Consider the following 21,278-nt stretch of genomic DNA (forward strand, 5'->3'; position numbering starts at 1 on the left):
ACGGCGGATGCCATGGTCACCATCCTCATAACCCGCCGCCCGGGCGAAGAAGGCCTGGGTCAGGCGGATTCGACGCCCGCCTGCTCCAGTGCACCTTCCACCTCCAGCCACCAGGCGGCTCCCCGCTGCGGCTGCGCCAGGTTGAAGGCTTCGCCCATTTGCGGCGTGGTGATGTTGGTACTGCGCTCCCAGGCCAGGGCCAGGATGCGGTCGAAGGGTTCGTGCCAGGCGTGCATCGCCAGGTCGAAGGTGCCGTTGTGGATCGGTAGCAGCCAACGACCTTGCAGGTCGATGTGGGCCTGCAGAGTCTGCTCGGGCTGCATGTGCACATGGGGCCATTCGACGTTGTAGGCCCCTGTTTCCATCAGTGTCAGGTCGAATGGGCCGTACTGCTGGCCGATACGCTTGAAACCGTCGAAATAACCGGTATCGCCGCTGAAGAAGATCCGCGTGGGGCCATCGATCATCACCCAGGAGGCCCACAAGGTCCGGTTGCCATCGAACAGACCACGCCCGGAAAAGTGCTGCGATGGGGTGGCAACGAAACGGACGCCAGCGACCTCACAGCCCTGCCACCAATCCAGTTGCCGGACCTTGGCCGCAGGCACGCCCCACTTGATCAGGGTATCGCCCACCCCCAGCGGGGTGAGGAAATGCCGAGTCTTGTCCGCCAGGACCAGCACGGTCTTGTGATCAAGGTGATCGTAATGATCATGAGACAGGATCACCGCCTCGATATCGGGCAATTGCTCCAGGCTGATCGGCGGCTGGTGAAAGCGCTTCGGCCCGGCCCATTGCACGGGTGACGCGCGCTCGGCAAACACCGGATCGGTGATCCAGAACTTGCCGCGCATCTTCAGCAGCACGGTGGAATGCCCCAGGCGGTAGACGCTGTGATCGGGCGCCGCCAGCAACTGCTCGCGGATCAGCGGCTGCACCGGAATGGCTCCGGCCGGGCGGGTATTGCGCGGCTTGTGGAACAACATGTTCCAGAAGATCTGCAGGGTCTTGCCAAAGCCGGCACGACGCACCGGCGCATGGTTGCGAAAAGCCCCCTGCTCCTGGCGCGAGGTTTCCTCGCGGGGAGCACGGGTGATACTTGACGAGACAGTGGCCATGATTGAAATGACTCCATGGAACGCAGCAAGGTTGCGACGTGGTATTGCGGGACGATCTACTGGCCAAGGCACGCAAGCATCAGCCGCCAATCATCGTTTCGAAGATGAACTACACTACACAGTGTAGTTTCTACATTGCAACAGGAAACAGACGAAGTAGACTGCCGAGTGTTTTTACCGACCACCCTGACCGAACCCAACTTATGACAGCCCCGAAGCGCCTCACCGACCTCAAACGCAGTGCCATCGTCCAGGCGGCGATCAGTGAATTTCGCACCAGCGGTTTCGAGATCACCAGCATGGACAAGATTGCCGCTACGGCTGGGGTGTCCAAGCGCACGGTGTACAACCACTTCCCCAGCAAGGAGGAACTGTTCGCCGAGATCCTGCACCAGCTCTGGGCCAGCATCAGCGCGCAATCGGAAATCATCTACCGCAGCGACCTGCCCCTGCGCGAGCAGTTGGAAAAGGTCGTGCGGGCCAAGCTGCAACTGCTGGCGGACGACAACTTTCTCGATCTGGCCCGGGTGGCCATCGCCGCAGCCATTCACTCGCCGGAACGGGCGCAGAACATGGTGGCGCGGCTTGGCGAACGGGAAGAAGGCCTGACCCTGTGGATTCGCGGCGCCCTGGCCGACGGTCGCCTCAAGCCGGTAGACCCGGAATTCGCCGCGACCCAGATGCACGGCCTGCTCAAGAGCTTCGCCTTCTGGCCGCAGATCACCATGGGCCAGGCGCCACTGGCAACAGGCATGCAAAATCAGGTCGTCGAGTCGGCGCTGGACATGTTCCTGGGCCACTACCAGGCCTGAGTTCCCGGGGCACTTATGCCCACCGAACCGCAGCCGGCGGTCGCCACCACTGTGAAATGGCTTGGAAGGACACTGATTATTCTCACTGGAATAAATGACAATATTCACCAGACTGATCCGATAAACGGCTAAGCCGAAAAAACACCACAAGGTGTTTCAGTACAGAACCTGGTGCAGGAATTTATGGAAAACCAACGCGGCAAGGGGCTGTCATTTGCCCGGCGCATCTATCGGCCAAGGATCATCGGCCTGGGTATCGGCGGTATCAGTGTATTCGCCACCCTCTACCCCCTTGCACTGCCCGGTTGGATCTGGGCCCTGCTCCTGTTCCACGGCCTGCTCTGGCCTCACCTGGCCTATCAACTCTCCACCCGTTCTGCCTTTCCCTACCAGGCAGAACGTCGCAACCTGCTGTACGACTCGATGCTGGGCGGTTTCTGGGCTGCCACCATGCAGTTCAATCCCCTGCCCGCCGTCACCATCCTGTCGATGATGGCCATGAACAATGTGGCCGCCGGGGGGGTGCGTCTGTTCATCCGTGGCGCTCTGGCCCAGGGCATCGGGGTCCTGTTGTCCTGGTCGCTGTTCGGCGCCAGCTTCAATACCCGGATCAGCCCGCTGCAGATCTATGCCTGCCTGCCGATGCTCACGCTCTATCCGCTGGCCGTGGGCATGGTCTGCTACCGGCTGGCGATCAAGCTGTCCGAGCACAAGCGCGCCCTGAGCGCCCTGAGCCGCACCGACAGCCTCACCGGTCTGCTCAACCACGGCTCCTGGAAAGACCTGCTGCATATCAAGTTCCACAAATGCCAGCAGCAACAGATCGATGCCAGCATCGCCCTGATCGACATCGACCACTTCAAGGCGATCAACGACACCTACGGACACATCATCGGCGATACGGTGCTGCGCCATCTGAGCAACGAACTGCGGCGCAACCTGCGTCACGACGACCTCGCCGGCCGCTACGGCGGTGACGAGTTCTGCGTGATCCTGCCGCGCATGGACCGCCAGCAGGCACTGGAGGTCATGGAGCGCCTGCGCCAGGTCTTCAGCCAGTACCGGCATCCGCAAGTGGCTGAACTGAAAGTCAGCCTGAGCATCGGCCTGGCCGCCTTCGACCGCGAATTCCAGGACCCTTCAAGTTGGCTCAACGCCGCCGACAAGGCCCTGTACCTGGCGAAAAACAGTGGCCGCAATCGAATTGCCAGCAATGACGACGAGGCTCATTCCCGGCAAACACAAATGGCATAAAAACCCAAAAAACTTATACAAAAAGGAAGTAAAAAACATTTTTGTACAACTTTATTTGGATTTATCCCGGCAATTGCCATCATAATGCCGCCACTTCGCTACCGCACAGGACCTCCATTCGGGGACAAATGCCGTAGCCCATCAATCCAACTAAATCGATTCGCAGCCACTACGTCTCCTCTTGATGCGGCCAACGATGCACGCCAGCAACGTCGCCCGCGTCATCGCTGCGAATTTATCTGTCAGTCATGGAACGCTGGCATTGAGCAGATAATGCCGAACGCTGGGGAGCATTCGGCATACCGGCGAACTCAATAGGGATCGACGCGACGTTTCTCCCACAGAGCACCAGCTACCATGCTATTCAACCGCCACAACAAGACCATCGATTCCCTGCAGCAAACCATCGCCGAACAATCCCGACTGCTGGAAGCCATCGATCGCTCCATGGCGGTGATCGAATTCGACCTGCAGGGCAACGTCCTGCGAGCCAACGCCAACTTTCTCCAGACCCTGGGCTATCGCGAAGACCAGGTGACAGGCCAGCCGCACCGCCTGTTCTGCACCCCGGAGTACGTTCGCAGCAGCGACTACCAGCAATTGTGGAACCGCCTCAGAAGCGGCCAGTTCGAATCCGGCACCTTCGAACGGGTGGCCAGCAACGGCCAGAGCCTGTGGCTGGAAGCCAGCTACAACCCCATCCGCGACGCATCCGGTGCAGTGTACAAAGTGGTCAAGTACGCCCTGGATGTCACCGCCCGAGTGCAGGAAGAGGTGGAGGCACGAAACAAGCTGGACGCCATCGACCGGGCCATGGCGGTGATCGAGTTCAACCTCGACGGCAGCATCATCGGTGCCAACAGCAATTTCCTCAGCCGCATGGGCTACAGCCTGGCCGAGATCAAGGGCAAACATCACCGCATGTTCTGCAAACCCGAGCTGATCAACAGCAGCGCCTACCAGGACTTCTGGAACCGCCTGAACCGGGGTGAGTTCTTCAACGGTCAGTTCGAGCGGATCGACAGGCACGGACGTACGCTGTGGCTGGAAGCCAACTACAACCCGGTCTACGACGCCAGCGGGCGCCTGTGCAAAGTGGTCAAGTACGCCGCCGACGTCACCCAGCAGGTGGAAAAACACGAACAGGATGCCCAGAGCGCGAGCCAGGCTTATCACATCTCGGTGCAGACCCGAAAAGTCGCCGAACAAGGCACCGGAGTGATCCAGCAAGCCGCCAGCGAAATGCGCCAGATCGCCGAGAACATCGAGGGATCTTCATCGCTGATCGCGCGCCTGGGCGAACGCTCCGAGCAGATCACCGCCATCGTCAACACCATCCGCGCCATTGCCGACCAGACCAACCTGCTGGCTCTGAACGCCGCCATCGAAGCGGCCAGGGCCGGGGACCAGGGCCGTGGTTTTGCCGTGGTGGCCGATGAAGTCCGGCAATTGGCGGCGCGCACCAGCGGCTCGACGGCGGAAATCTCCAGCATGATCGATATGATCCAGAACGAAACGCAGCAAGCCATCAAGAGCATGGACGGTACCCGGGAGCGGGCGGCCAAGGGCGTGCAACTGGCGGATCAGGCGGGCACGGTGATCCTGCAGATTCGCGACGGTGCCAGCGAGGCGGTAGAGGCCGTGAGCATGTTCGCCAACGAACGCGGCGCCCCCTGAGGGCAGGCTTTCCCGGCGTCGAGAGCGACGTCGGGCCTGGCCCGGGAGGCTATAGTGGCCTGACGTCCCAGTGCCTGGCGGAGGCCATCATGAGTTCCAGCGACACCCCGAAGAAACCCACTCCGGTCATCGACCACCTGCGCTTTCATCGCGCCCATGCCCACCTGGCGCCGACCTTCGGCACCGATAACTTCGCCTTGAAGGCCGAAGCCTTCGCCCGGTTCTTCGGCACCCCGACCTTCCTCGGCGCACAAACCCTGGTGGTGCTGGTCTGGGTGGCCCTGAACCTGACCGGCGTCACCCATTTCGACGTCTATCCCTTCATCCTGCTGAACCTGGCCTTCAGCCTGCAATCGGCCTATGCCGCCCCGCTGATTCTCCTCGCACAGACCCGCCAGGCCGCGCGGGACAAGGCCCAGGCGGATGCCGATGCGCAGCACCGCGAAGCCCTGGCCGTTGCCAACAGCGAACGCCAGGCCCAGGCCGCACAGACCACCACGCAACTGATGGAGCTGCTGGAACAGAACACCCGCCTGACCGAAATGACCAAGCAACTGACCGAGCGCATCGAGAATCTCACCAGTGAGATGCATGAGCATTTCGTGCGCAAGGATCAACCCAAGGCCTGAAGGCCTCAGGGCCAGCGCAGGTGCCGCGCCAACTCGTCGAACAGTGTCACCACCGAACGCAAGGCCCGACAGTCCGGGCGGGTCAGCAGCCACAGGGCGGTTTCCTGGCCCAGGGGTTCACTCAACGCTTCCAGCCCGGCGCTGCCCACCAGGAAATCCGGCAGCGCGGCCACGCCCAGGCCAGCGCGCACCAGCTCGGTAACCGAAAGCATGCTGTTGCAGCGGTAACTGGGCTGTACGCCGGGCCATTGCTGGCGACGCCAGACCACGGTGGGGTGATCGGGCAGGAAATCGTCCGGGGCGATCCAGGCCAGCCGCGACAGATCAGTGCAGTCGACCCGTTGCCGATAGGCCGGGCTGGCGCATACCCGGTAGGACACCGCCCCCAGGCAGCGCCCCACCAGGTGCTCTGGAGGCCTGGCGGTCAGGCGCACGGCAATATCCGCATCACGCCGGTTGAGATTGGCGAAATCATTGGACGTGCACAGCTCGATGACCAGTGCCGGGTAGTTCGCCATGAACTGCGCCAGGGCCGGCAGCAACAGGCCTTGCAACACCGAATCGGTACAAGTCAGGCGTACCGTGCCGCTGACCACTTCGCCGCCCCGGGCCACGCCGATACGCGCCGCTTCCAGGGCCTGTTCAGCATGTTCTGCCTGCTGCGCCAGGGCCTGGGCCAGGCTGGTGGGCAAGTAGCCGGCGCGGCTCTTGTCGAACAACTGCTGGCCCAGCCCGGCCTCCAGCCGGCGCACGGCGCGAAACACCGTCGAGACATCGACCTTGAGCAGGGCCGCAGCACGCGCCAGGGAGCCGCCGCGAACCAGGGCCAGGATCAATGAGAGATCGGGATAGTCCAACTGATAGTGCGCTGGTGCAATGATCATTTGGGTAAACGCCAATATTGATTGCGTAGGCGCCAATTTATAGTGGGCCCAGGCCATCGACAACTCAGGGTCACAACCGGAGAGTTCCATGCATCCACAGGTACCAGCACCGACCATTCGTATCGCCCTGGTGGGGGATTACGACCCACAGATCACCGCGCACCAGGCCATCCCCCTGGCCCTGGAGCGGGCAGCGCAGGAGGGTGCCGGCCCAATGGAATACCAGTGGCTGGCAACCGCCGATCTGCACCAGGAGAATGACCTGGAGGGCTTCCACGGTATCTGGTGTGTCCCCGGCAGCCCCTACCGCAACATCGAGGGTGCCCTGCTGGCGATCCGCGTGGCGCGTGAACAGCAGCGGCCATTTCTCGGTACCTGTGGCGGCTTTCAGCACGCGGTCCTGGAATACGCCCGCAATGTGCTGGGCTGGGCCGATGCTGAACACGGCGAAACCGCGCCCGACGCCGAGCGCGTGCTGCTCACGCCCTTGAGTTGCGCCCTGGTGGAAGCCCGGGACTCGATTCAGTTGCGCGCCAACAGCCGCATCGCCAGGGCCTACGGCACAACCTGCATCGAGGAAGGTTATCGCTGCCGCTATGGCGTCAATCCGGACTTCGCTGGCGCCCTGCTCAGCGGCACCTTGCTCCCCACTGGCCATGACAGCGCCGGCGACCTGCGCAGCCTGGAACTGGACGAGCATCCGTTCTTCGTCGCCACCCTGTTCCAACCCGAGCGCGCGGCCCTCCAGGACCGCACACCGCCTCTGGTCAGGGCCTTGCTCACGGCCTGCCGGGAGTGCCAAGCATGACTGACCGGGCTCCCGCACCGCCCTACTACGCCGTGATTTTCAGTTCCCAGCGCGGTGAAGCCGACCCCGCCTATGAACAGGCAGCCGAACGCATGCTCGAACTGGCGCGCCAGCAGCCGGGGTTTCTCGGGGTCGAATCGGCACGAGGTGAGGACGGCTTCGGCATCACCGTGTCGTACTGGAGCAGCGAAGCGGCGATCCTGGCCTGGAAGCAGCACCCCGAACACAGCGCGATCCGCGAGCGCGGTCGGGCACAGTGGTATCGCCAGTTCAGCACCCGGGTGAGCAAGGTCCAACGGGCTTACGGCTTTCCAGGCTGAGCCCGCTTCAGGCACGGATTCCCGAGCCGCCCGGGTGACGGCTCGGGGGCACGCATCAGCCCTGCGTGGTCGACAGCAGGCTGCGCACCGCCTGGATTTCCGGCAAGTCGCTGCGGCGCATGTATACCCGCAGCGGCTCGCTGATATTGATCCGGTCGTCGATGTTCTGATCCAGCAGCAGCTGGATCTGCTCGCGCTTGAGGCTCATGGCCTGGTCCGACACCGGCGCCCAGACAAACTCGTGGGCCGGCACTATGGCGTCGTCGGCCACGTCCATGCCAAAGGAGTCTTCGCTGAAGCGCACGATATAGCGACCGGTCTTGCGATTGAAGCCGACAAAGCCCTTGAGCTGGTCGGCAGCCTGACAGATGAGTTCGGAGGTGATGCTCATGGTAAACCTCACTAGAGTCCCGCAGGACAGGTGATCAATGGTCTACACGCGAGGCAAGGGACAGCGGAGTTTTCAGGGCCTCCCTCTGATGGGGAAACTGCAGCGCCCAAGAGTACTGCAAAGCGCCGGGAAAAAGCGCTGAAAAATGCAAATGAGAGGGATTTATGTCGCTCTGGAGATAGCACAAGCGTCATCGAGTTGTTAAAAGATATCCCCTTGCACACGCCCCCACGAAAGGATTTCGAGCATGCCCGCGACCTTCACCCCTTGTGCCCTGATGCTGGGCCTGATGCTCGCTTGCGGACTGGCCCAGGCCTCTGAACAGCCTGACCCGGACGCCCTGGCCGCTCGCCAGGGGATTCCACAGCCAGCGGTGATCGCCCACCGCGGCGCCTCTTTCGATGCCCCCGAATCCACCGCGGCTTCCTACACGCTGGCCCGGGACCTGGGCGCCGACTACCTGGAAATGGACCTGCAACGCAGCAAGGATGGCGTGCTCTTCGCCCTGCACGACAACAACCTGCAACGCACCACCGACGTGGCGCAGAAATTCCCCGAACGCAAGGACAGCCCGGCCAACGCCTTCACCATGGCGGAACTGAAAACCCTCGACGCCGGCAGCTGGTTCAACCAGGCCCACCCGGAGCGGGCGCGGCCGGGCTTTGCCGGGCTGAAGATCCTCACCCTGGATGAAATCATCGACATCGCCCAGGGCAATGCGCAGCACAAGCCCGGGCTGTATATCGAGACCAAGGAACCCCAGCTGTTCCCCGGTATCGAGCACGACCTCAAGGAAAAACTCCAGGACCGTGGCTGGCTGAGCCCGGCCGGTTCCAAGCTGGCGAAAAGCGAACTGGCGGTGGGCCAGGGCAAGGGCAAGGTGGTACTGCAGACCTTCGACAAGCACAGCCTGGAACTGCTGCACCAGGCAATGCCCAACGTGCCGAAAGTACTGTTGCTTTGGGTCGCGCCCGGTAGTATCGAACCCGCGTCCGGCCAGAGCTTCGCCAGCAGCGGCGAAACCGACAAGGCCGCGTTCTATGCCCGGCAGCAGCCCAAGGACCAGGCCGAGTTCAAGCGCTGGGTGGATTTCGCCAAGGCCCAGGGTGCCATCGGCACCGGCCCTTCCGCGGCCCTGACCGGCGGTGGCGAGCAGAGCTACTCGGACCTGGTGCAACCCTGGATGAACCAGTACACCCACGACCAGGGCCTGCTGGTGCACGTCTACACCATCGACGAGCCGGTGGACTTCAAGAAGGTCATGGATGCCGGGGGCGATGGCATCTTCACCAACCGCAGTGCCGAACTGCTCAAGTACTTCAAGCGGCCGGCCAGTGCCAGCGTGGCGCAATTGCTGGACGCCAGCGGTTACTGAATGGCGGTTTCGCACTGGCACGGCGAGCTCTGGCTGGGCCGGGATTTCGGCCTGATCCACGGGGCGATGGGGCCAACCGAGCCCCATGCCCACTATGCCCATCAGCTGATCATCGCCCCCGGGCAACCGGTCACGGTGGCGCTCGCGGGCGGGCTGCAGAGTGCTCATTACCTGTTGATCCCGGCCTTGCAGCGCCACGCCATCGTTCAGGCTCCCGAGCAGGCCTTCACGGTGTACGCCGAGCCGCTGCTGATCGCCGTCGAAGACCTGCAAGCATGCGTCAGTGGCGCCGCCCCCTCACTGCCCGGCCTGGAAGCGGCGCTGCGCCGTTGCCCGCGCCAGCCCGTTGCCGACCCACGTGTAGCGCGGGCACTGCACGCCGTGGATGCCGCCCTGGAGGGCAAGGTGGCCGCCGCGCAACTGGCGGCCCGGGCCCATGTATCCCTGAGCCAGCTGGAGCGTCTGTTCGCCCGTGACGTCGGCCTGCCGGTAAGGCGCCTGGTGCTCTGGCGCCGCCTGCGCCTGGCCATGGCCCTGGTGCTGGAGGGCCAGACCCACACTGGCGCGGCACACGGCGCCGGGTTCGCCGACAGCGCGCACTTCTCCCGCACCCTGAAGAGCCTGTTCGGCGTCACCGCCAGCCAGGCCCTCAAGCACCTCAAGCCCCGCTTGCTGGTCTGACGCGCCGGCGCAACTGCTCGGGCACCACGGGTTCTGCCCCATAGCGCTGGGCCTTGAACGGCTCCAGCAACTGCGGCCAGTAATCCACCGGGTAGTCGGCACGGCTGCCAATCCCCAGGTCGCCCTGGCGCATGCAATAGTCATCGCGATAAAACGCGGTGCCCAGCAGCCAGTCCCAGAGATTGAAGAACAGCCCGAAGTTCACATCCCCGGCGCGTCCGTACTTCATGTGGTGAAAGCGATGCACCGGTGCCCAGGCGAAGATCCAGCGCAAAGGCCCCAGGCGCATGTCGACATTGGAATGCTGCAACAGCAGCTGGACGGCAATGGCCAGGGCCAGCAACTGCGCCACCGGCAGCGGGATGCCCAGCAACACCAGCGGCAGCAGCCCGGCCGAAGCTTCGATCAACTGGTGCAGGGGATGCTTGAGCAAGCCATTGAAACCGTACATGCGCTGCACACTGTGATGCACCGCATGCAAACGCCAGAGCCAGGCCAGGCGGTGACTGGCGTAGTGGGCCAGGGTAATGCCGCAATCAGCGATCACGATGGCCAGCAGCAACTGCCCCCAGAGCGGCCAGCCCTGGGGCCAGAGCCCATCATGGGCCAGCAGCGCCACCAGCCCGGGCAACGCCAGCAGCCCCAGCGCATTGAGGCTTTCATTGACCAGGGCATGCAGGCTGTCGCGCAGGCGGTCGCCTTGGGTACGGTTCCAGCCAGGCTCATAGGGCAAGCACCATTCCGCCAGGAACGACACCCCCAGCGCAGCCCCGAACACCCCCAACAACCCGCTGGCAGACGCCGGCCCAGCACTCATCCACCACACCCCGGCGCCGATGAACCCGGCAAACACCAAGGGTGCGTACAACCATGCAAGCATTCGTTTCATTTGCTGCAGCTCCTGTAGGGAAAACCGCAGCTTGCGACCCGATGCCGGGGCGCGGCTTGAACAAACGACGCAAAGAGTGACCTGAATTAAGGGTGAATTAAGTTGCGTTGGCTAACCTGTGCCCATCGAAACCCATCACCCCAAGGAATCAACCCATGACCAAGTTCTCCGCCCTGTTCGCAGCCGCCGCCCTGACCCTGACCGCTGGCCTGGCCCAGGCCGATGTGCGCCCGGACCTGATCCCCGGCCTGCTCAAGTCCGGCGCCATCATGGACCTGGAAAAACTCAACCAGGCCGCCCTCGCCCAGCACCCGGGCACCACCGCCGCCAGCATCACCGACACCGAGCTCGAGCAGACCGCCACTGGCGCCTACGTCTACCAGGTGGAACTGCGCGACAGCAAAGGCATCGAGTGGGACGTGGACCTGGATGCCAAGACCGGCAAGGTCCTGAGCAACAAGCAAGACAAGTAACCCCCCCCGCCCCTACAAGGCCGCGCCCCGCTTCGGGAGCGCGGCCTTGTGCGTTGGGGCGTGCGGATCAGTCAGGCACTGGTGCTGACCAGGGAGCCCGCAGTACTGCTCTGGGATTGCTGCAGGGCCTGGAACAAGGCCGCGGTGGCGGTCTGCAACGAAGCGCTGGTGCTGGCCACCTGAGCCTGGGCTGCCGCTACTTGCGCGGCCTTGGCATCGGCACTTTCCTGCTTGCTCTGCGCGGCCTGCAACTGCTGCTGTTGCTCCTGCAATTGCTTTTGCAGTTCAGCGATCTGCTTGCGCAACTGCTTGACCGAGTCGCTGCTGGAATCATCGCTGCTGGAACTGCCGCCGGCCGCGCCAGCACCCGTGGCCGGCGCCTTGGTCGCGTCGCTGGCAGCAGTGGTACTGGCGGTGGAGGTCGCTGAAGTGTCGCTGTCCGAACTGCCGGCGATGCGGGTCTTGCTCGGGCTGACCTGGGTCTGGTTGATCGCGATGGAAGTGATGCTGACCATGGTGTGAGTCCTGTCGGGTGTGAAGATACCCGGTCATCGACACCCGCCCCGGCCACTTGAGAGTGATCGTGTATCGGCCTGGTAAGCAGGCCGATACACCCCGGCCGGCCTCAGGCGCTCAAGCGCGCCGTGACCTCGCTCAACTGCCCCGACAGGCCGTGCAGATTGCGGCTCGCCGCCTCGGTGCGCTGCACGTTGTCCAGATTGGTACTGGCGATGGACGTGATCTCGGTGAGGTTGCGGGAAATGTCCTCGGCCACCGACGTCTGCTCCTCGGCGGCGGTCGCGATCTGCCGGTTCATGTCGCGAATCGCTTCCACCGCTTCGGTGATGCGCTCGAGCATGGCCCCGGCTTCGGTCACCTGCTGCACGCTCTGCTCGCTGCGGGACTGGCCGCTCTCGATGGCCTGGGCCGCATCCACGGCCCCGGTCTGCACGCTCTGGATGATCTGGTTGATCTCGGTGATCGAGGCCGCGGTGCGCTGCGCCAGGCTGCGCACTTCATCGGCGACCACGGCAAAACCGCGCCCGGCCTCACCGGCACGGGCCGCTTCGATGGCCGCGTTGAGGGCCAGCAGGTTGGTCTGTTCGGCAATGCCCTGGATCACTTCCAGGACCTTGCCGATGCGCCCGCTGTCGGCCTCCAGCCGGCGGATCACGGTGGCGGTGTTGGCAATCTCGCCACGCATCTGGGTGATGCTGTGGATGGTCTGCTGCATCACCTGTTCGCCCTGCTGCGCCGACTGGTCGGCATCGTCTGCGGCACGAGCGGCGTCGGCGGCGTGGCGCGCCACTTCCTGGGCGGTGGCGGACATCTCGTTCATCGCCGTGGCCACCTGGTCCGTGCGGTTGAACTGCTCGTTGGTGCCCTGGGACATCAGGGTGGCGATGGAGTTGAGCTCGCCGCTGGAACTGTCCAGGTCCGAGGCACTGCGCTGCAAGCTGGCGAAGGTCTGGGCCAGGAAATCCCGCAGGGTGTTGGCGGCCATCGCCAGCTTGCCCAGTTCATCCTGACGCTCGCTGGCCACCCGCTGGGCCAGTTGGCCGCGGCTGAGCTGGGCGACATAGTCGATCAACTGACGGATCGGCTGCACCAGGCTGCGATTGACCAGCCACAGGCTGAGCAGGCCGATCAGCAAACCGGACGCCAGCATCACCAGAATACCCAGCCACACCGTGCGGTCGGCCGCTGCACTGATCTCGGCGGACTGCCGGTCGCCGTGCTGGCGCAGCTCGGTCACCAGTTCGCTCATCTGCTCGCTGGTGGCCCGGTCCACGCCCTTGACCGCGGCATCGCCGGCACTCGGATCGGCACCGCCGGCCACATAGGCATCGCGGCCCTTCTGGTAGGCCGAACCCAACTGCCGGTGCTCATCCGCCAGGCGCTGCACCCGGCTCTTGAGGGAGGCGTCCAGCCCGGGGGTCTGCACCAGCTGGCCGAGGATGCTCTGCACATCGCGCTGGCGGTCTTCGAACTGCTGCCAGTACTTGTTCAACTCCTGGGGCTGCTTGCCCCGCAACAATACGTTCTTCCACTCCTGCACCTGGCTCTTGAACTGCAGGTTGGCCTCGTCGATCAACTGCGAACTGCGCAGCGGACCTTCAATCAGCTCGCGGTAGCTCTGCACGCCACCGGACAGCAAATGAAAACTCGCCAGGGCGATCAACAACATCGCCAGCAGGCTACCGCTCAGCAGGGCAAGGATTTGCGCTCTCAGGGATTTTTGCAAAAACATCGAGGAGATCTCATGGCAGGGATAGAGCAGGCCCGATGAAGGCATGCGTAGTGCCGAACATCCCTGTAAGGCGCATTCGAGAGGGGTCGAATGAGTGCAGCGTAGGAGTGTGATCGGCTTGCGCAAGACAATCTTGAGTGCCGCCGACCATCGGTATGACGGGCTCCATCATGCACTTCAAAACGTCACAAAAATGTCAAAAAGCCTTGCCATGATGGGGCTCAAGTGAACCTGAGAAACCCGCGCCAGGCACTGTCCCTCCTGCGAGACTCCATGAACCACAGCATCGACCAGAGTCACCGTGATTCCGATCTGTTCGGCCTGCTCTACGGTTTCAGCTTTCGCCCCGGCGAACGGGGCCGCGAACTGGACTCGGCCAAGGCCCTGCAAGCCCTGCAACACCCCGAGGACAGCGAGGAGTTCCTCTGGCTGCACCTGAACCTGGCTCACGCCGCGTGCGAGCGCTGGATGAAGTCCCACCTGCAATTGCCCGACGAATTCTTCGAGGCCTTGCACGAAGGCTCGCGCTCGACCCGCATCGAACAGGTGGATTCGGCCCTGCTGGCGGTGGTCAACGACGTGGTGTTCAACTTCGGCAGCATGGTTTCCTCGGACATCTCCACCCTCTGGGTCTGCGCCCGCAGCCGCCTGATCGTCAGCGCCCGCCTGCAGCCGCTGCACTCGGTGGACAAGCTGCGCTCCTCGGTCAAGGCCGGAGAACGCTTTCGCTCGCCCCTGGAACTGCTGGTGCACCTGCTAAGGGACCAGGGCGAAGTGCTGACCCAGATCGTGCGCCGGACCAGCCTCAGCGTGGATCAGATCGAGGACCAGTTGCTGGCGGCCCGGGTCTCCACCAACCGTGCCGAACTGGGGGCCATGCGCCGGGTGCTGGTGCGCCTGCAACGGCTGCTGGCCCTGGAGCCGGGCTCGCTGCTGCGCCTGCTCAACCGCCCGCCGCAATGGTTGCAAAAGGAAGACGTCAAGGAGCTGCGCAAGTCCACCGAAGAGTTCGCCCTGATCATCAACGACCTCACCGCCCTGGGGGAGCGGATCAAGCTGTTGCAGGAAGAGATCGCCGCCAACCTCAACGAACAGACCAACCGCACCCTGTTCACCCTGACGGTGGTCACGGTGCTGGCGTTGCCGATCAACATCATCGCCGGTTTCTTTGGCATGAACGTCGGTGGCATTCCGTTCTCCGGCGACCCGGAGGGCTTCTGGATCCTGGTAGCGCTGGTGGCCACCTTCACCGTGATCGCCGGGCGCTGGGCATTCCGCAAGCGCCAGGACTACTGACCCCACCTTGTAGGAGCCGGCTTGCCGGCGAAGGCGTCCGCCAAGGCAGGTGCTTGGCTTGAGGGCCTCTTCGCCGGCAAGCCGGCTCCTGCGGGATGAGCGGGATGAGCGGGATGGAGGGATGGAGGGATGGAGGGATGGTCGTGCGTGATCGATCTGATCAACGCAAGGGCTCAATTGCGCAAACCATGACCTGAGGCAGTCTCCCTGTAACATTCAGCAACGATCATGGGCAGCACTCCTTCTCGCCACAGGATTGTCCAGCAATGGCCACCCCGTCCCTGACTGCCGCTTCGTCCAACCTCGACAGCAAACCGCAACTGGATAAAAAGCCCGGCCCCTTCACCCTCGTCGCCTTCTTCGCGGTGCTGGCCATGGGCTTGCTGTTCACCGCCTACAGCCTGGTGCACGACATGCACGAGCTGGGCACCACGGTCACCACCTGGACCCCGTTCCTGCTCCTGGGCGTGGCGTTGCTGATTGCCCTGGGCTTCGAGTTCGTCAACGGTTTCCATGACACCGCCAACGCCGTGGCCACGGTGATCTACACCCACTCGCTGCCGCCGCAGTTCGCGGTGGTCTGGTCCGGCCTGTTCAACTTCCTCGGCGTACTGCTGTCCAGCGGCGCGGTGGCTTTCGGCATCATCGCCCTGCTGCCGGTGGAACTGATCCTGCAGGTGGGTTCCTCCGCCGGTTTCGCGATGATCTTCGCCCTGCTGATCGCCGCCATCCTATGGAACCTCGGCACCTGGTGGCTGGGCCTGCCGGCTTCGTCTTCCCACACCCTGATCGGCTCGATCATCGGTGTCGGCGTGGCCAATGCCCTGATGCATGGCCGCGACGGCACCAGCGGCGTGGACTGGGGCCAGGCCACCAAGGTCGGCTACGCCCTGCTGTTCTCGCCCCTGATCGGCTTCGTGTTCGCCGCCCTGCTGCTGTTGGCCCTGCGCCTGTTCGTCAAGAACCGAGCCCTGTACAAGGCACCCAAGGGCGACGCACCGCCGCCCTGGTGGATTCGCGGGCTGCTGATCCTGACCTGCACCGGCGTGTCCTTCGCCCACGGTTCCAACGACGGCCAGAAAGGCATGGGCCTGATCATGCTGATCCTGGTGGGCACCCTGCCCATGGCCTACGCCTTGAACCGCACCATGCCCGCCGACCAGTCGCTGCAATTCGCCGCGGTGGCCGAAGTCACCCAGCAGGCCCTGGTGAAGAGTGCCCCGCAACCGGCGCCGGCCGATTCCCGCGCGGTGCTCTCGGAGTACATGCGCAGCAAGGAAGCGACACCGGAACTGATCCCCGCGCTGGCCGCCCTGACCGGCGCCATCGGCACTGAAGTGAAGGGCTACGGTTCGCTGGCCAAGGTGCCCGCCGAAGCCATGGGCAACGTGCGCAACGACATGTACCTGACCAGCGAGGCGATCCGCCTGATGGACAAGAATCAGGTAGGCCACTTCGACCAGGACACCCGGGACAAACTGCAACTGTTCAAGCAACAGATCGACAACGCCACGCGCTTCATTCCGCTGTGGGTGAAGATCGCCGTGGCCATCGCCCTTGGCCTGGGCACCATGGTGGGCTGGAAGCGCATCGTGGTCACCGTTGGCGAAAAGATCGGCAAGACCCACCTGACCTACGCCCAGGGTGCCTCGGCGGAAACCGTGGCGATGCTGACCATCGGCGCGGCGGACATGTTCGGCCTGCCGGTGTCCACCACCCATGTGCTGTCCTCGGGGGTGGCCGGGACCATGGTGGCCAATGGCGGCGGCTTGCAGATGCGCACCATCCGCAACCTGGCCATGGCCTGGGTGCTGACCCTGCCGGCGGCGATCCTGCTGTCCGGCAGCCTGTACTGGTTGTTCACTCAGCTGTTCTGAGGGGCGTGCCTCCCCCTCTGTAGCCGCTGCCGAGCCTGCGAGGCTGCGAAAAGGCCCGCGGGGCCTTGCCTGGCGATCCCTCGCCAAACCTGCAGCAACCTCAGGCTCCCAGCGGCTACACGAGCAAGAAGGTCAGGAAGGGAACAACTTGCTCAGGCAACTGAGCTTTTTCTTGTAGGAACGCCGGGCCTCCAGCGCTTCTTCCAGGGTCACCGCGACAAAACGGGCCTTCTGGTTGGGCTGCATCTGGCCGATCAGGTCGAGGTCGGCGCTGATCACCGTGCCGATCATCGCGTAGCCACCACCGGACACCGCGTCCCGGTGCAGGACGATGGGTTCGAGCCCCGCCGGCACCTGGATCGAACCGATGGGATAGCAACTGTCGACGATGTTCGACGGATCGGAACCGGCACCGAACGGCTGCTCCCTGGGCTGGAAGCTCAAGGCGCTGCCGCCCTTGAAGCGATAGCCGATGCGGTCCGCCTCCGAGCCCACGGTCCAGGGTTCGGCGAAGAAGCTGGCCTTGGCCGCCTCGCTCAAGCGCTCGTAGTACAGGCCCGGCACCACCCGCAGGGTGATTTCGCCCCCCAGGGACTGGCGCAGCGCCATGGGCAAGCTGGCACCGGGACGGCTTTTGCCGCTGGCGACGCCCACCGGCAGCTCATCACCCGCCACCAGGCGCCGGCCCTGGAAACCACCCAGGGTACCCAGGGCGTAAGTCGAGCGGCTGCCCAGCACCAGCGGCACATCGATGCCACCGGCCACCGCCAGATACGCCCGGGCCCCGGCCTTGGGAAAGTCGAAGCGCAGCACTTGCCCGGCCTTGACCGCAAAGGCGGTGTCCAGGTGCATGTCCACGCCATCGAGCTTGGGGGTCATGTGGGCACCGCAGACCGCCACCAGGGCATCGGTGCTGAATGCAAGCTCAGGGCCGAGCAAGGTGCACTCCAGCCCCGCTGCCCCCGCCGGGTTGCCCACCAGCTGGTTGGCGGCGCTCAGGGCGTACTGGTCCAGGGCCCCGGACGGCGGAATCCCCAGGTGATAGAAACCTTCGCGACCCAGGTCCTGTACCGATGTGGCCAGGCCCGGTTTGATGACCTTGATCATGCCAGCACCTCCTGCAGCGACGTGGGATAGCCGACCGGGTCGGCGAGAAAGGCATCCAGGGAAAACTCCACCTCGCGGATGCGCAAGTCGAAACGCCCGGCCTCGACTTCGGCCACCGCCTGGTCGTAAGCCTCACGATCGATGGGCTTGAACTGCACGATGTCCCCCGGACGGAAGAACACCATGTGCTGCTTGAGGTAGGCCAACTGTTGCTGCGGGTCGTAGATCGGCGCCGGGGTGACGCCGAACATCTGGTAGCCGCCGGCACCGCGCACCGAGTAGATGCAGCCGAAACAGCCGCCATGGCCCAGGGTCAGTTTGGGCGTATCGGTGCGTGGCCGCAGGTACTTGGGCACCTGCAGTTGCCGTTCACGTTCGACCATCTGGAACATGAACGGCAGGCCCGCCACAAAGCCCACCATGGAGACGAACCAGGGCGCGCCGCTGTGGGCGGCGATAAAGGCTTCGACATCCGCCAGGCCGTTGATCCGCGCCGCGTACTCAAGATCGGTGGCGCTGGGGTCCTGGTGCCGGTCGCGAAAGCGCATCAGGGTTTCATGGGTCCAGGGGTCGTTGTAGAGCACCGGGATCTCGATGATCCGGGTATGCAGGCTGCGCTCGGCCACCGCGCAGGCCTCGGCCTGTTGCACCGCCTCCAGCAGATCCTGCGGGGCGATGCGGTCCGGGTCGAAGCGGATCTGGAACGAAGCATTGGCCAGGCACACATCCAGCACGCCATCCAATTCCAGGCGCTCCACCGCGCGGGTCACCGCCATGCCCTTGAAGAAGGCTTCCAGGGACATGCTGTCGCTGACTTCGGCGAACAGGTGCTCGTCGGCACCAAAGCTGTAGCGGATAGGCAGGTTCATGCGACACCTCCGGCGCGGCGCTCGGCCAGCCAGGTTTCCAGGGTTCCGGTGTGAAAGTCGGCCTGCTCCAGCCAGGGTTCGGCCAGCAGTTCACGGTGCAGCGACAAGGTGCTGGCCATGCCGGTCAGGGTGGTGTGTTCCACGGCCAGCCGCGCCCGGGCCAGGGCTTCGCCACGGTCACGGCCATGGACGATCAGCTTGGCCAGCAGCGAGTCGTAGTAAGGCGGCACAGCATAGCCCGGGTACAGGTGGCTATCGACTCGCACCCCGGCGCCTTGCGGCCAGATCAACTGCTCGACCTTGCCCGGGCTGGGGAAGAAATCCCGCGCCGGGTCTTCGGCGTTCAGGCGCATCTGCAAGGCCGCGCCGTTAAGCCGGATATCACTCTGGCGCAAACCCAGGGGCTCGCCCCCGGCAATACGCAGCATGGCCTGGACCAGATCGATGCCTGTGATCAGCTCGCTGATGGGGTGCTCCACCTGAATCCGCGTGTTCATCTCGATAAAGAAGAACTCGCCGGTGCTGTCGTCGTAGAGGTATTCCAGAGTGCCCGCGCCCTGGTAGCCCAGGGCTTGGGTCAGGCGCACGGCGCTGCTGCACAACTGCTCACGCTGCTCGGCACTGAGTACCGGCGACGGCGCTTCCTCGAAGATCTTCTGCCGGCGCCGTTGCAGCGAGCACTCGCGTTCGAACAGGTGCACCGCGTGTTTGCCATCGCCCAACACCTGGACTTCGATGTGCCGCGCACGGCCAATGAAACGCTCCAGGTACACTGCGCCGTTGCCGAACGCGGTCTGGGCTTCGCGTTGCGCCCGAGGGAATTCCTCGGCCAATTGCGCCGCGTCCTGGGCCAGGCGGATCCCGCGCCCGCCACCGCCGGCACTGGCCTTGATCAACAACGGAAAGCCCACGACTTCAGCGGCCGCCAGCGCACTGTCCAGGTCGAAGAGTTCTCCTGGGGAGCCCGGTACCACCGGCACTCCCGCCGCCTGCGCAGTGCGCCGGGCTTCGGCCTTGTCACCCATGCGGCGGATGGTTTCAGCACTGGGACCGACGAAGATCGCCCCGGCCTCGACCACCGCCTCGGCGAAACCGGCGTTCTCGGAAAGAAAGCCATAGCCCGGATGTACCGCGTTGGCACCGCTGGCCTGCAAGGCACCGAGCAGGGCCTGGACATTCAGGTAGCTCTTGTCGGCCCGCGCCGGGCCGATGATCTGCACTTCATCGGCCATACGTGCGGCCATGGAATCGGCATCCGCCTCACTGCAGGCGGCAACGGTGGGAATCCCCAGGGCCTTGGCCGCGCGAATGATGCGCACGGCAATCTCGCCACGGTTGGCCACCAGCAATTTGTTGATTGATCCAGTCATGCCCCGGCCCTCACTGTTCGAGCGTCGCGACGACCTGACCCGGTTCCACCGGATCACCGTCTTCCACCAGAAAGGCGCTGACTTGACCCGCGCTCCCGGCGGTCAGTTCGGAAAACTGCTTCATGACTTCGATCAGGCCGATCACGGTATCGGCGCTGACGCTGTCGCCGACCTCGACGAAAGGCGCCGACTCCGGGGTGGCCTTGCGATAAAAGGTGCCCGGCAAGGGGGTGATAACACTGTATTCGGCCATGTCTGTTCCTTTTGGAATAGTTGTAGAAAGGCAGGCAAAAAAAACAAAACCAGATGAACCCCGCGTCTGTGCGCGGTGCTTCGTGTCGATGCGCCTCAACGCGGTGCGCGGACCTCGATACGGGCCTGATCCAGCGCCGCTCGGGTGGCCTGCACCAGGTCCAGGGCACCCGGGGTGTCGCTGTGCAGGCAGATGGAATCGAATTCGAGGAACAGCTCCTCGCCTTCGACGGTGCGTACCAGGCCGGTCTGGCAGGCGCGCAGCACCTTGGCCGCCACGGCTGCCGGGTCCAGGGCGCGGACGTTGCGGGTAAACACGATGGAGCCGCTGAGGTCGTAGTCGCGGTCGGCGTAGAACTCGCGGATCACCGGCTGCCCCAGCTCCTGGGCCACACGCCAGATCACCGAATTGGGCATGCAATACAGCAGCAACTCGGGCTCCAGCCGGCGCAGGTTTTGCACCAGCAGCCGCGCCGCTTCCTCGTCCCGGGCCAGGTGCATGTAGAGCGCACCATGAGGCTTGATGTGCTGCAGCTTCACGCCTTGTACCCGGGCCATTTCCCGCAGGGCGCCAAGCTGATAGAGCATGTCGTCCACCAGCTCCTGGGCCGGGGCATTGATGTGCCGGCGGCCGAAACCCACCAGGTCGCGAAACCCCGGATGGGCGCCGATGGCTACCCCCAGGCGCTTGGCCTGTTCGATGGTGCGGCGCATGGTGCCGGGGTCGCCGGCGTGAAAGCCGGTGGCGATATTGGCCGAGCTGATAAAGCCCATCAGCTCGTTGTCGACGCCATCGCCGATGGTCCACGGGCCGAAGCTCTCGCCCATGTCCGAATTGAAATCCACTGCCTGCATCACTGTTGCTCCAACTCTCGTGACTTCGTGCGACGAAAATTAGAGCGCCCTTGACCCCTTGGGAAGATCTATTATCAGATAGAGCTTGTT

21 protein-coding genes and 3 pseudogenes are annotated in these 21,278 nt (G+C 64.0%); 12 read left to right on the forward strand and 12 right to left on the reverse strand.

Features of this window, described 5'->3' with window-relative positions; translation table 11 throughout:
* Nucleotides 1–59: 59 nt before the first annotated feature.
* Nucleotides 60–1,118, reverse strand: a complete 1,059-nt coding sequence (locus AC1RCO_RS17400; RefSeq protein ID WP_492617898.1) for an MBL fold metallo-hydrolase — start codon at nucleotides 1,116–1,118, stop codon at nucleotides 60–62.
* A 203-nt stretch (nucleotides 1,119–1,321) separates the two neighbouring features.
* Here AC1RCO_RS17400 and AC1RCO_RS17405 point away from each other — a divergent pair, with 203 nt between their 5' ends.
* The 5 genes and pseudogenes from AC1RCO_RS17405 to AC1RCO_RS17425 all read left to right on the forward strand — a co-directional run bounded on the left by AC1RCO_RS17405 (nucleotide 1,322) and on the right by AC1RCO_RS17425 (nucleotide 5,490).
* The gene (locus AC1RCO_RS17405; RefSeq protein WP_011062787.1) at nucleotides 1,322–1,930 is read left to right on the forward strand and encodes a TetR/AcrR family transcriptional regulator; all 609 of its coding nucleotides are present in this window, start codon (nucleotides 1,322–1,324) and stop codon (nucleotides 1,928–1,930) included.
* A 183-nt stretch (nucleotides 1,931–2,113) separates the two neighbouring features.
* Entirely contained in the window at nucleotides 2,114–3,184 is a 1,071-nt protein-coding gene (locus AC1RCO_RS17410; protein ID WP_011062788.1) for a diguanylate cyclase, read from the forward strand.
* Nucleotides 3,185–3,541: 357 nt separating this feature from the next.
* Nucleotides 3,542–4,315, forward strand: a pseudogene (locus tag AC1RCO_RS17415) (PAS domain-containing protein); the annotation flags it as partial.
* A 105-nt stretch (nucleotides 4,316–4,420) separates the two neighbouring features.
* Nucleotides 4,421–4,861, forward strand: a pseudogene (locus tag AC1RCO_RS17420) (methyl-accepting chemotaxis protein); the annotation flags it as partial.
* A gap of 89 nt (nucleotides 4,862–4,950) precedes the next feature.
* Nucleotides 4,951–5,490 carry a DUF1003 domain-containing protein gene (locus AC1RCO_RS17425; RefSeq protein ID WP_041119556.1) on the forward strand — a complete coding sequence of 180 codons (540 nt, stop codon included), beginning with the start codon at nucleotides 4,951–4,953 and terminating at the stop codon, nucleotides 5,488–5,490.
* Between the two features lie 5 nt (nucleotides 5,491–5,495).
* Here the strand turns inward: AC1RCO_RS17425 and AC1RCO_RS17430 are convergent, their stop codons facing one another.
* Nucleotides 5,496–6,374 (reverse strand): LysR family transcriptional regulator, encoded by an 879-nt coding sequence (locus AC1RCO_RS17430; RefSeq protein ID WP_011062791.1) that lies wholly within the window; start codon nucleotides 6,372–6,374, stop codon nucleotides 5,496–5,498.
* An 88-nt stretch (nucleotides 6,375–6,462) separates the two neighbouring features.
* On the opposite strand from AC1RCO_RS17430, the gene AC1RCO_RS17435 reads away from it, so the two are divergent.
* Together AC1RCO_RS17435 and AC1RCO_RS17440 are read left to right on the forward strand one after the other, a co-directional pair.
* Complete coding sequence (locus AC1RCO_RS17435; RefSeq protein WP_065365399.1) at nucleotides 6,463–7,182, forward strand: CTP synthase C-terminal region-related (seleno)protein; 720 nt, start codon at nucleotides 6,463–6,465, stop codon at nucleotides 7,180–7,182.
* Nucleotides 7,179–7,502 carry an antibiotic biosynthesis monooxygenase family protein gene (locus AC1RCO_RS17440; RefSeq protein ID WP_065365398.1) on the forward strand — a complete coding sequence of 108 codons (324 nt, stop codon included), beginning with the start codon at nucleotides 7,179–7,181 and terminating at the stop codon, nucleotides 7,500–7,502. The genes AC1RCO_RS17435 and AC1RCO_RS17440 overlap by 4 nt, the downstream gene beginning before the upstream one ends.
* Before the next feature lie 55 nt (nucleotides 7,503–7,557).
* Here the strand turns inward: AC1RCO_RS17440 and AC1RCO_RS17445 are convergent, their stop codons facing one another.
* Nucleotides 7,558–7,893 (reverse strand): DUF2025 family protein, encoded by a 336-nt coding sequence (locus AC1RCO_RS17445; protein ID WP_011062794.1) that lies wholly within the window; start codon nucleotides 7,891–7,893, stop codon nucleotides 7,558–7,560.
* Between the two features lie 247 nt (nucleotides 7,894–8,140).
* Here AC1RCO_RS17445 and AC1RCO_RS17450 point away from each other — a divergent pair, with 247 nt between their 5' ends.
* Together AC1RCO_RS17450 and AC1RCO_RS17455 are read left to right on the forward strand one after the other, a co-directional pair.
* A complete protein-coding gene (locus tag AC1RCO_RS17450; protein ID WP_492617899.1) occupies nucleotides 8,141–9,268 on the forward strand; it encodes a glycerophosphodiester phosphodiesterase in 1,128 nt (375 codons plus the stop codon).
* Nucleotides 9,269–9,949, forward strand: coding sequence for a helix-turn-helix domain-containing protein (locus AC1RCO_RS17455; protein WP_072442743.1), 681 nt, complete (start codon nucleotides 9,269–9,271; stop codon nucleotides 9,947–9,949).
* Here the strand turns inward: AC1RCO_RS17455 and AC1RCO_RS17460 are convergent.
* On the reverse strand, nucleotides 9,927–10,838 hold the full coding sequence (locus AC1RCO_RS17460; RefSeq protein ID WP_072442741.1) for a sterol desaturase family protein: 912 nt from the start codon (nucleotides 10,836–10,838) through the stop codon (nucleotides 9,927–9,929). The two genes, AC1RCO_RS17455 and AC1RCO_RS17460, sit on opposite strands and share 23 nt — an antisense overlap.
* Before the next feature lie 155 nt (nucleotides 10,839–10,993).
* On the opposite strand from AC1RCO_RS17460, the gene AC1RCO_RS17465 reads away from it, so the two are divergent.
* On the forward strand, nucleotides 10,994–11,311 hold the full coding sequence (locus tag AC1RCO_RS17465) for a PepSY domain-containing protein (protein WP_011062798.1): 318 nt from the start codon (nucleotides 10,994–10,996) through the stop codon (nucleotides 11,309–11,311).
* Between the two features lie 71 nt (nucleotides 11,312–11,382).
* Here the strand turns inward: AC1RCO_RS17465 and AC1RCO_RS17470 are convergent, their stop codons facing one another.
* From AC1RCO_RS17470 to AC1RCO_RS17480, 3 genes and pseudogenes are all read right to left on the reverse strand, one after another.
* Nucleotides 11,383–11,826: a hypothetical protein gene (locus AC1RCO_RS17470; protein ID WP_123431331.1), complete on the reverse strand. Its 444-nt coding sequence runs from the start codon at nucleotides 11,824–11,826 to the stop codon at nucleotides 11,383–11,385.
* Between the two features lie 110 nt (nucleotides 11,827–11,936).
* On the reverse strand, nucleotides 11,937–12,815 hold the full coding sequence (locus tag AC1RCO_RS17475; RefSeq protein WP_370059444.1) for a methyl-accepting chemotaxis protein: 879 nt from the start codon (nucleotides 12,813–12,815) through the stop codon (nucleotides 11,937–11,939).
* A gap of 54 nt (nucleotides 12,816–12,869) precedes the next feature.
* Nucleotides 12,870–13,607 (reverse strand): annotated as a pseudogene (locus AC1RCO_RS17480) (methyl-accepting chemotaxis protein); the annotation flags it as partial.
* A 228-nt stretch (nucleotides 13,608–13,835) separates the two neighbouring features.
* Here AC1RCO_RS17480 and AC1RCO_RS17485 point away from each other — a divergent pair.
* Both AC1RCO_RS17485 and AC1RCO_RS17490 read left to right on the forward strand, forming a co-directional pair.
* Complete coding sequence (locus AC1RCO_RS17485) at nucleotides 13,836–14,858, forward strand: transporter (RefSeq protein WP_011062801.1); 1,023 nt, start codon at nucleotides 13,836–13,838, stop codon at nucleotides 14,856–14,858.
* 266 nt (nucleotides 14,859–15,124) lie between these two features.
* A complete protein-coding gene (locus AC1RCO_RS17490) occupies nucleotides 15,125–16,735 on the forward strand; it encodes an inorganic phosphate transporter (RefSeq protein ID WP_015636700.1) in 1,611 nt (536 codons plus the stop codon).
* Nucleotides 16,736–16,867: 132 nt separating this feature from the next.
* On the opposite strand, the gene AC1RCO_RS17495 is transcribed toward AC1RCO_RS17490, so the two are convergent.
* The 5 genes from AC1RCO_RS17495 to AC1RCO_RS17515 form a co-directional block, all read right to left on the reverse strand.
* Nucleotides 16,868–17,842, reverse strand: a complete 975-nt coding sequence (locus tag AC1RCO_RS17495) for a 5-oxoprolinase subunit C family protein (RefSeq protein ID WP_015636701.1) — start codon at nucleotides 17,840–17,842, stop codon at nucleotides 16,868–16,870.
* On the reverse strand, nucleotides 17,839–18,711 hold the full coding sequence (locus tag AC1RCO_RS17500; RefSeq protein ID WP_041119562.1) for a 5-oxoprolinase subunit B family protein: 873 nt from the start codon (nucleotides 18,709–18,711) through the stop codon (nucleotides 17,839–17,841). Before AC1RCO_RS17500 ends, AC1RCO_RS17495 begins: the two co-directional genes overlap by 4 nt.
* A complete protein-coding gene (locus AC1RCO_RS17505; RefSeq protein ID WP_492617900.1) occupies nucleotides 18,708–20,081 on the reverse strand; it encodes an acetyl-CoA carboxylase biotin carboxylase subunit in 1,374 nt (457 codons plus the stop codon). The genes AC1RCO_RS17500 and AC1RCO_RS17505 overlap by 4 nt, the downstream gene beginning before the upstream one ends.
* A gap of 10 nt (nucleotides 20,082–20,091) precedes the next feature.
* Nucleotides 20,092–20,334 carry an acetyl-CoA carboxylase gene (locus tag AC1RCO_RS17510; RefSeq protein WP_011062806.1) on the reverse strand — a complete coding sequence of 81 codons (243 nt, stop codon included), beginning with the start codon at nucleotides 20,332–20,334 and terminating at the stop codon, nucleotides 20,092–20,094.
* A gap of 95 nt (nucleotides 20,335–20,429) precedes the next feature.
* A complete protein-coding gene (locus AC1RCO_RS17515; RefSeq protein ID WP_404673783.1) occupies nucleotides 20,430–21,188 on the reverse strand; it encodes a 5-oxoprolinase subunit PxpA in 759 nt (252 codons plus the stop codon).
* Between the last annotated feature and the right edge of the window lie 90 nt (nucleotides 21,189–21,278).

Source organism: Pseudomonas sp. GW823-FHT03E05, from assembly GCF_058796855.1.

What these genes read in the sequence shown, in the direction of transcription:
- AC1RCO_RS17400 (WP_492617898.1), bottom strand. Translation starts at nt 1,118, where the DNA reads ATGGCCACTGTCTCGTCAAGTATCACCCGTGCTCCCCGCGAGGAAACC.
- AC1RCO_RS17405 (WP_011062787.1), top strand. Translation starts at nt 1,322, where the DNA reads ATGACAGCCCCGAAGCGCCTCACCGACCTCAAACGCAGTGCCATCGTC.
- AC1RCO_RS17410 (WP_011062788.1), top strand. Translation starts at nt 2,114, where the DNA reads ATGGAAAACCAACGCGGCAAGGGGCTGTCATTTGCCCGGCGCATCTAT.
- AC1RCO_RS17425 (WP_041119556.1), top strand. Translation starts at nt 4,951, where the DNA reads ATGAGTTCCAGCGACACCCCGAAGAAACCCACTCCGGTCATCGACCAC.
- AC1RCO_RS17430 (WP_011062791.1), bottom strand. Translation starts at nt 6,374, where the DNA reads ATGATCATTGCACCAGCGCACTATCAGTTGGACTATCCCGATCTCTCA.
- AC1RCO_RS17435 (WP_065365399.1), top strand. Translation starts at nt 6,463, where the DNA reads ATGCATCCACAGGTACCAGCACCGACCATTCGTATCGCCCTGGTGGGG.
- AC1RCO_RS17440 (WP_065365398.1), top strand. Translation starts at nt 7,179, where the DNA reads ATGACTGACCGGGCTCCCGCACCGCCCTACTACGCCGTGATTTTCAGT.
- AC1RCO_RS17445 (WP_011062794.1), bottom strand. Translation starts at nt 7,893, where the DNA reads ATGAGCATCACCTCCGAACTCATCTGTCAGGCTGCCGACCAGCTCAAG.
- AC1RCO_RS17450 (WP_492617899.1), top strand. Translation starts at nt 8,141, where the DNA reads ATGCCCGCGACCTTCACCCCTTGTGCCCTGATGCTGGGCCTGATGCTC.
- AC1RCO_RS17455 (WP_072442743.1), top strand. Translation starts at nt 9,269, where the DNA reads ATGGCGGTTTCGCACTGGCACGGCGAGCTCTGGCTGGGCCGGGATTTC.
- AC1RCO_RS17460 (WP_072442741.1), bottom strand. Translation starts at nt 10,838, where the DNA reads ATGAAACGAATGCTTGCATGGTTGTACGCACCCTTGGTGTTTGCCGGG.
- AC1RCO_RS17465 (WP_011062798.1), top strand. Translation starts at nt 10,994, where the DNA reads ATGACCAAGTTCTCCGCCCTGTTCGCAGCCGCCGCCCTGACCCTGACC.
- AC1RCO_RS17470 (WP_123431331.1), bottom strand. Translation starts at nt 11,826, where the DNA reads ATGGTCAGCATCACTTCCATCGCGATCAACCAGACCCAGGTCAGCCCG.
- AC1RCO_RS17475 (WP_370059444.1), bottom strand. Translation starts at nt 12,815, where the DNA reads ATGGCCGCCAACACCCTGCGGGATTTCCTGGCCCAGACCTTCGCCAGC.
- AC1RCO_RS17485 (WP_011062801.1), top strand. Translation starts at nt 13,836, where the DNA reads ATGAACCACAGCATCGACCAGAGTCACCGTGATTCCGATCTGTTCGGC.
- AC1RCO_RS17490 (WP_015636700.1), top strand. Translation starts at nt 15,125, where the DNA reads ATGGCCACCCCGTCCCTGACTGCCGCTTCGTCCAACCTCGACAGCAAA.
- AC1RCO_RS17495 (WP_015636701.1), bottom strand. Translation starts at nt 17,842, where the DNA reads ATGATCAAGGTCATCAAACCGGGCCTGGCCACATCGGTACAGGACCTG.
- AC1RCO_RS17500 (WP_041119562.1), bottom strand. Translation starts at nt 18,711, where the DNA reads ATGAACCTGCCTATCCGCTACAGCTTTGGTGCCGACGAGCACCTGTTC.
- AC1RCO_RS17505 (WP_492617900.1), bottom strand. Translation starts at nt 20,081, where the DNA reads ATGACTGGATCAATCAACAAATTGCTGGTGGCCAACCGTGGCGAGATT.
- AC1RCO_RS17510 (WP_011062806.1), bottom strand. Translation starts at nt 20,334, where the DNA reads ATGGCCGAATACAGTGTTATCACCCCCTTGCCGGGCACCTTTTATCGC.
- AC1RCO_RS17515 (WP_404673783.1), bottom strand. Translation starts at nt 21,188, where the DNA reads ATGCAGGCAGTGGATTTCAATTCGGACATGGGCGAGAGCTTCGGCCCG.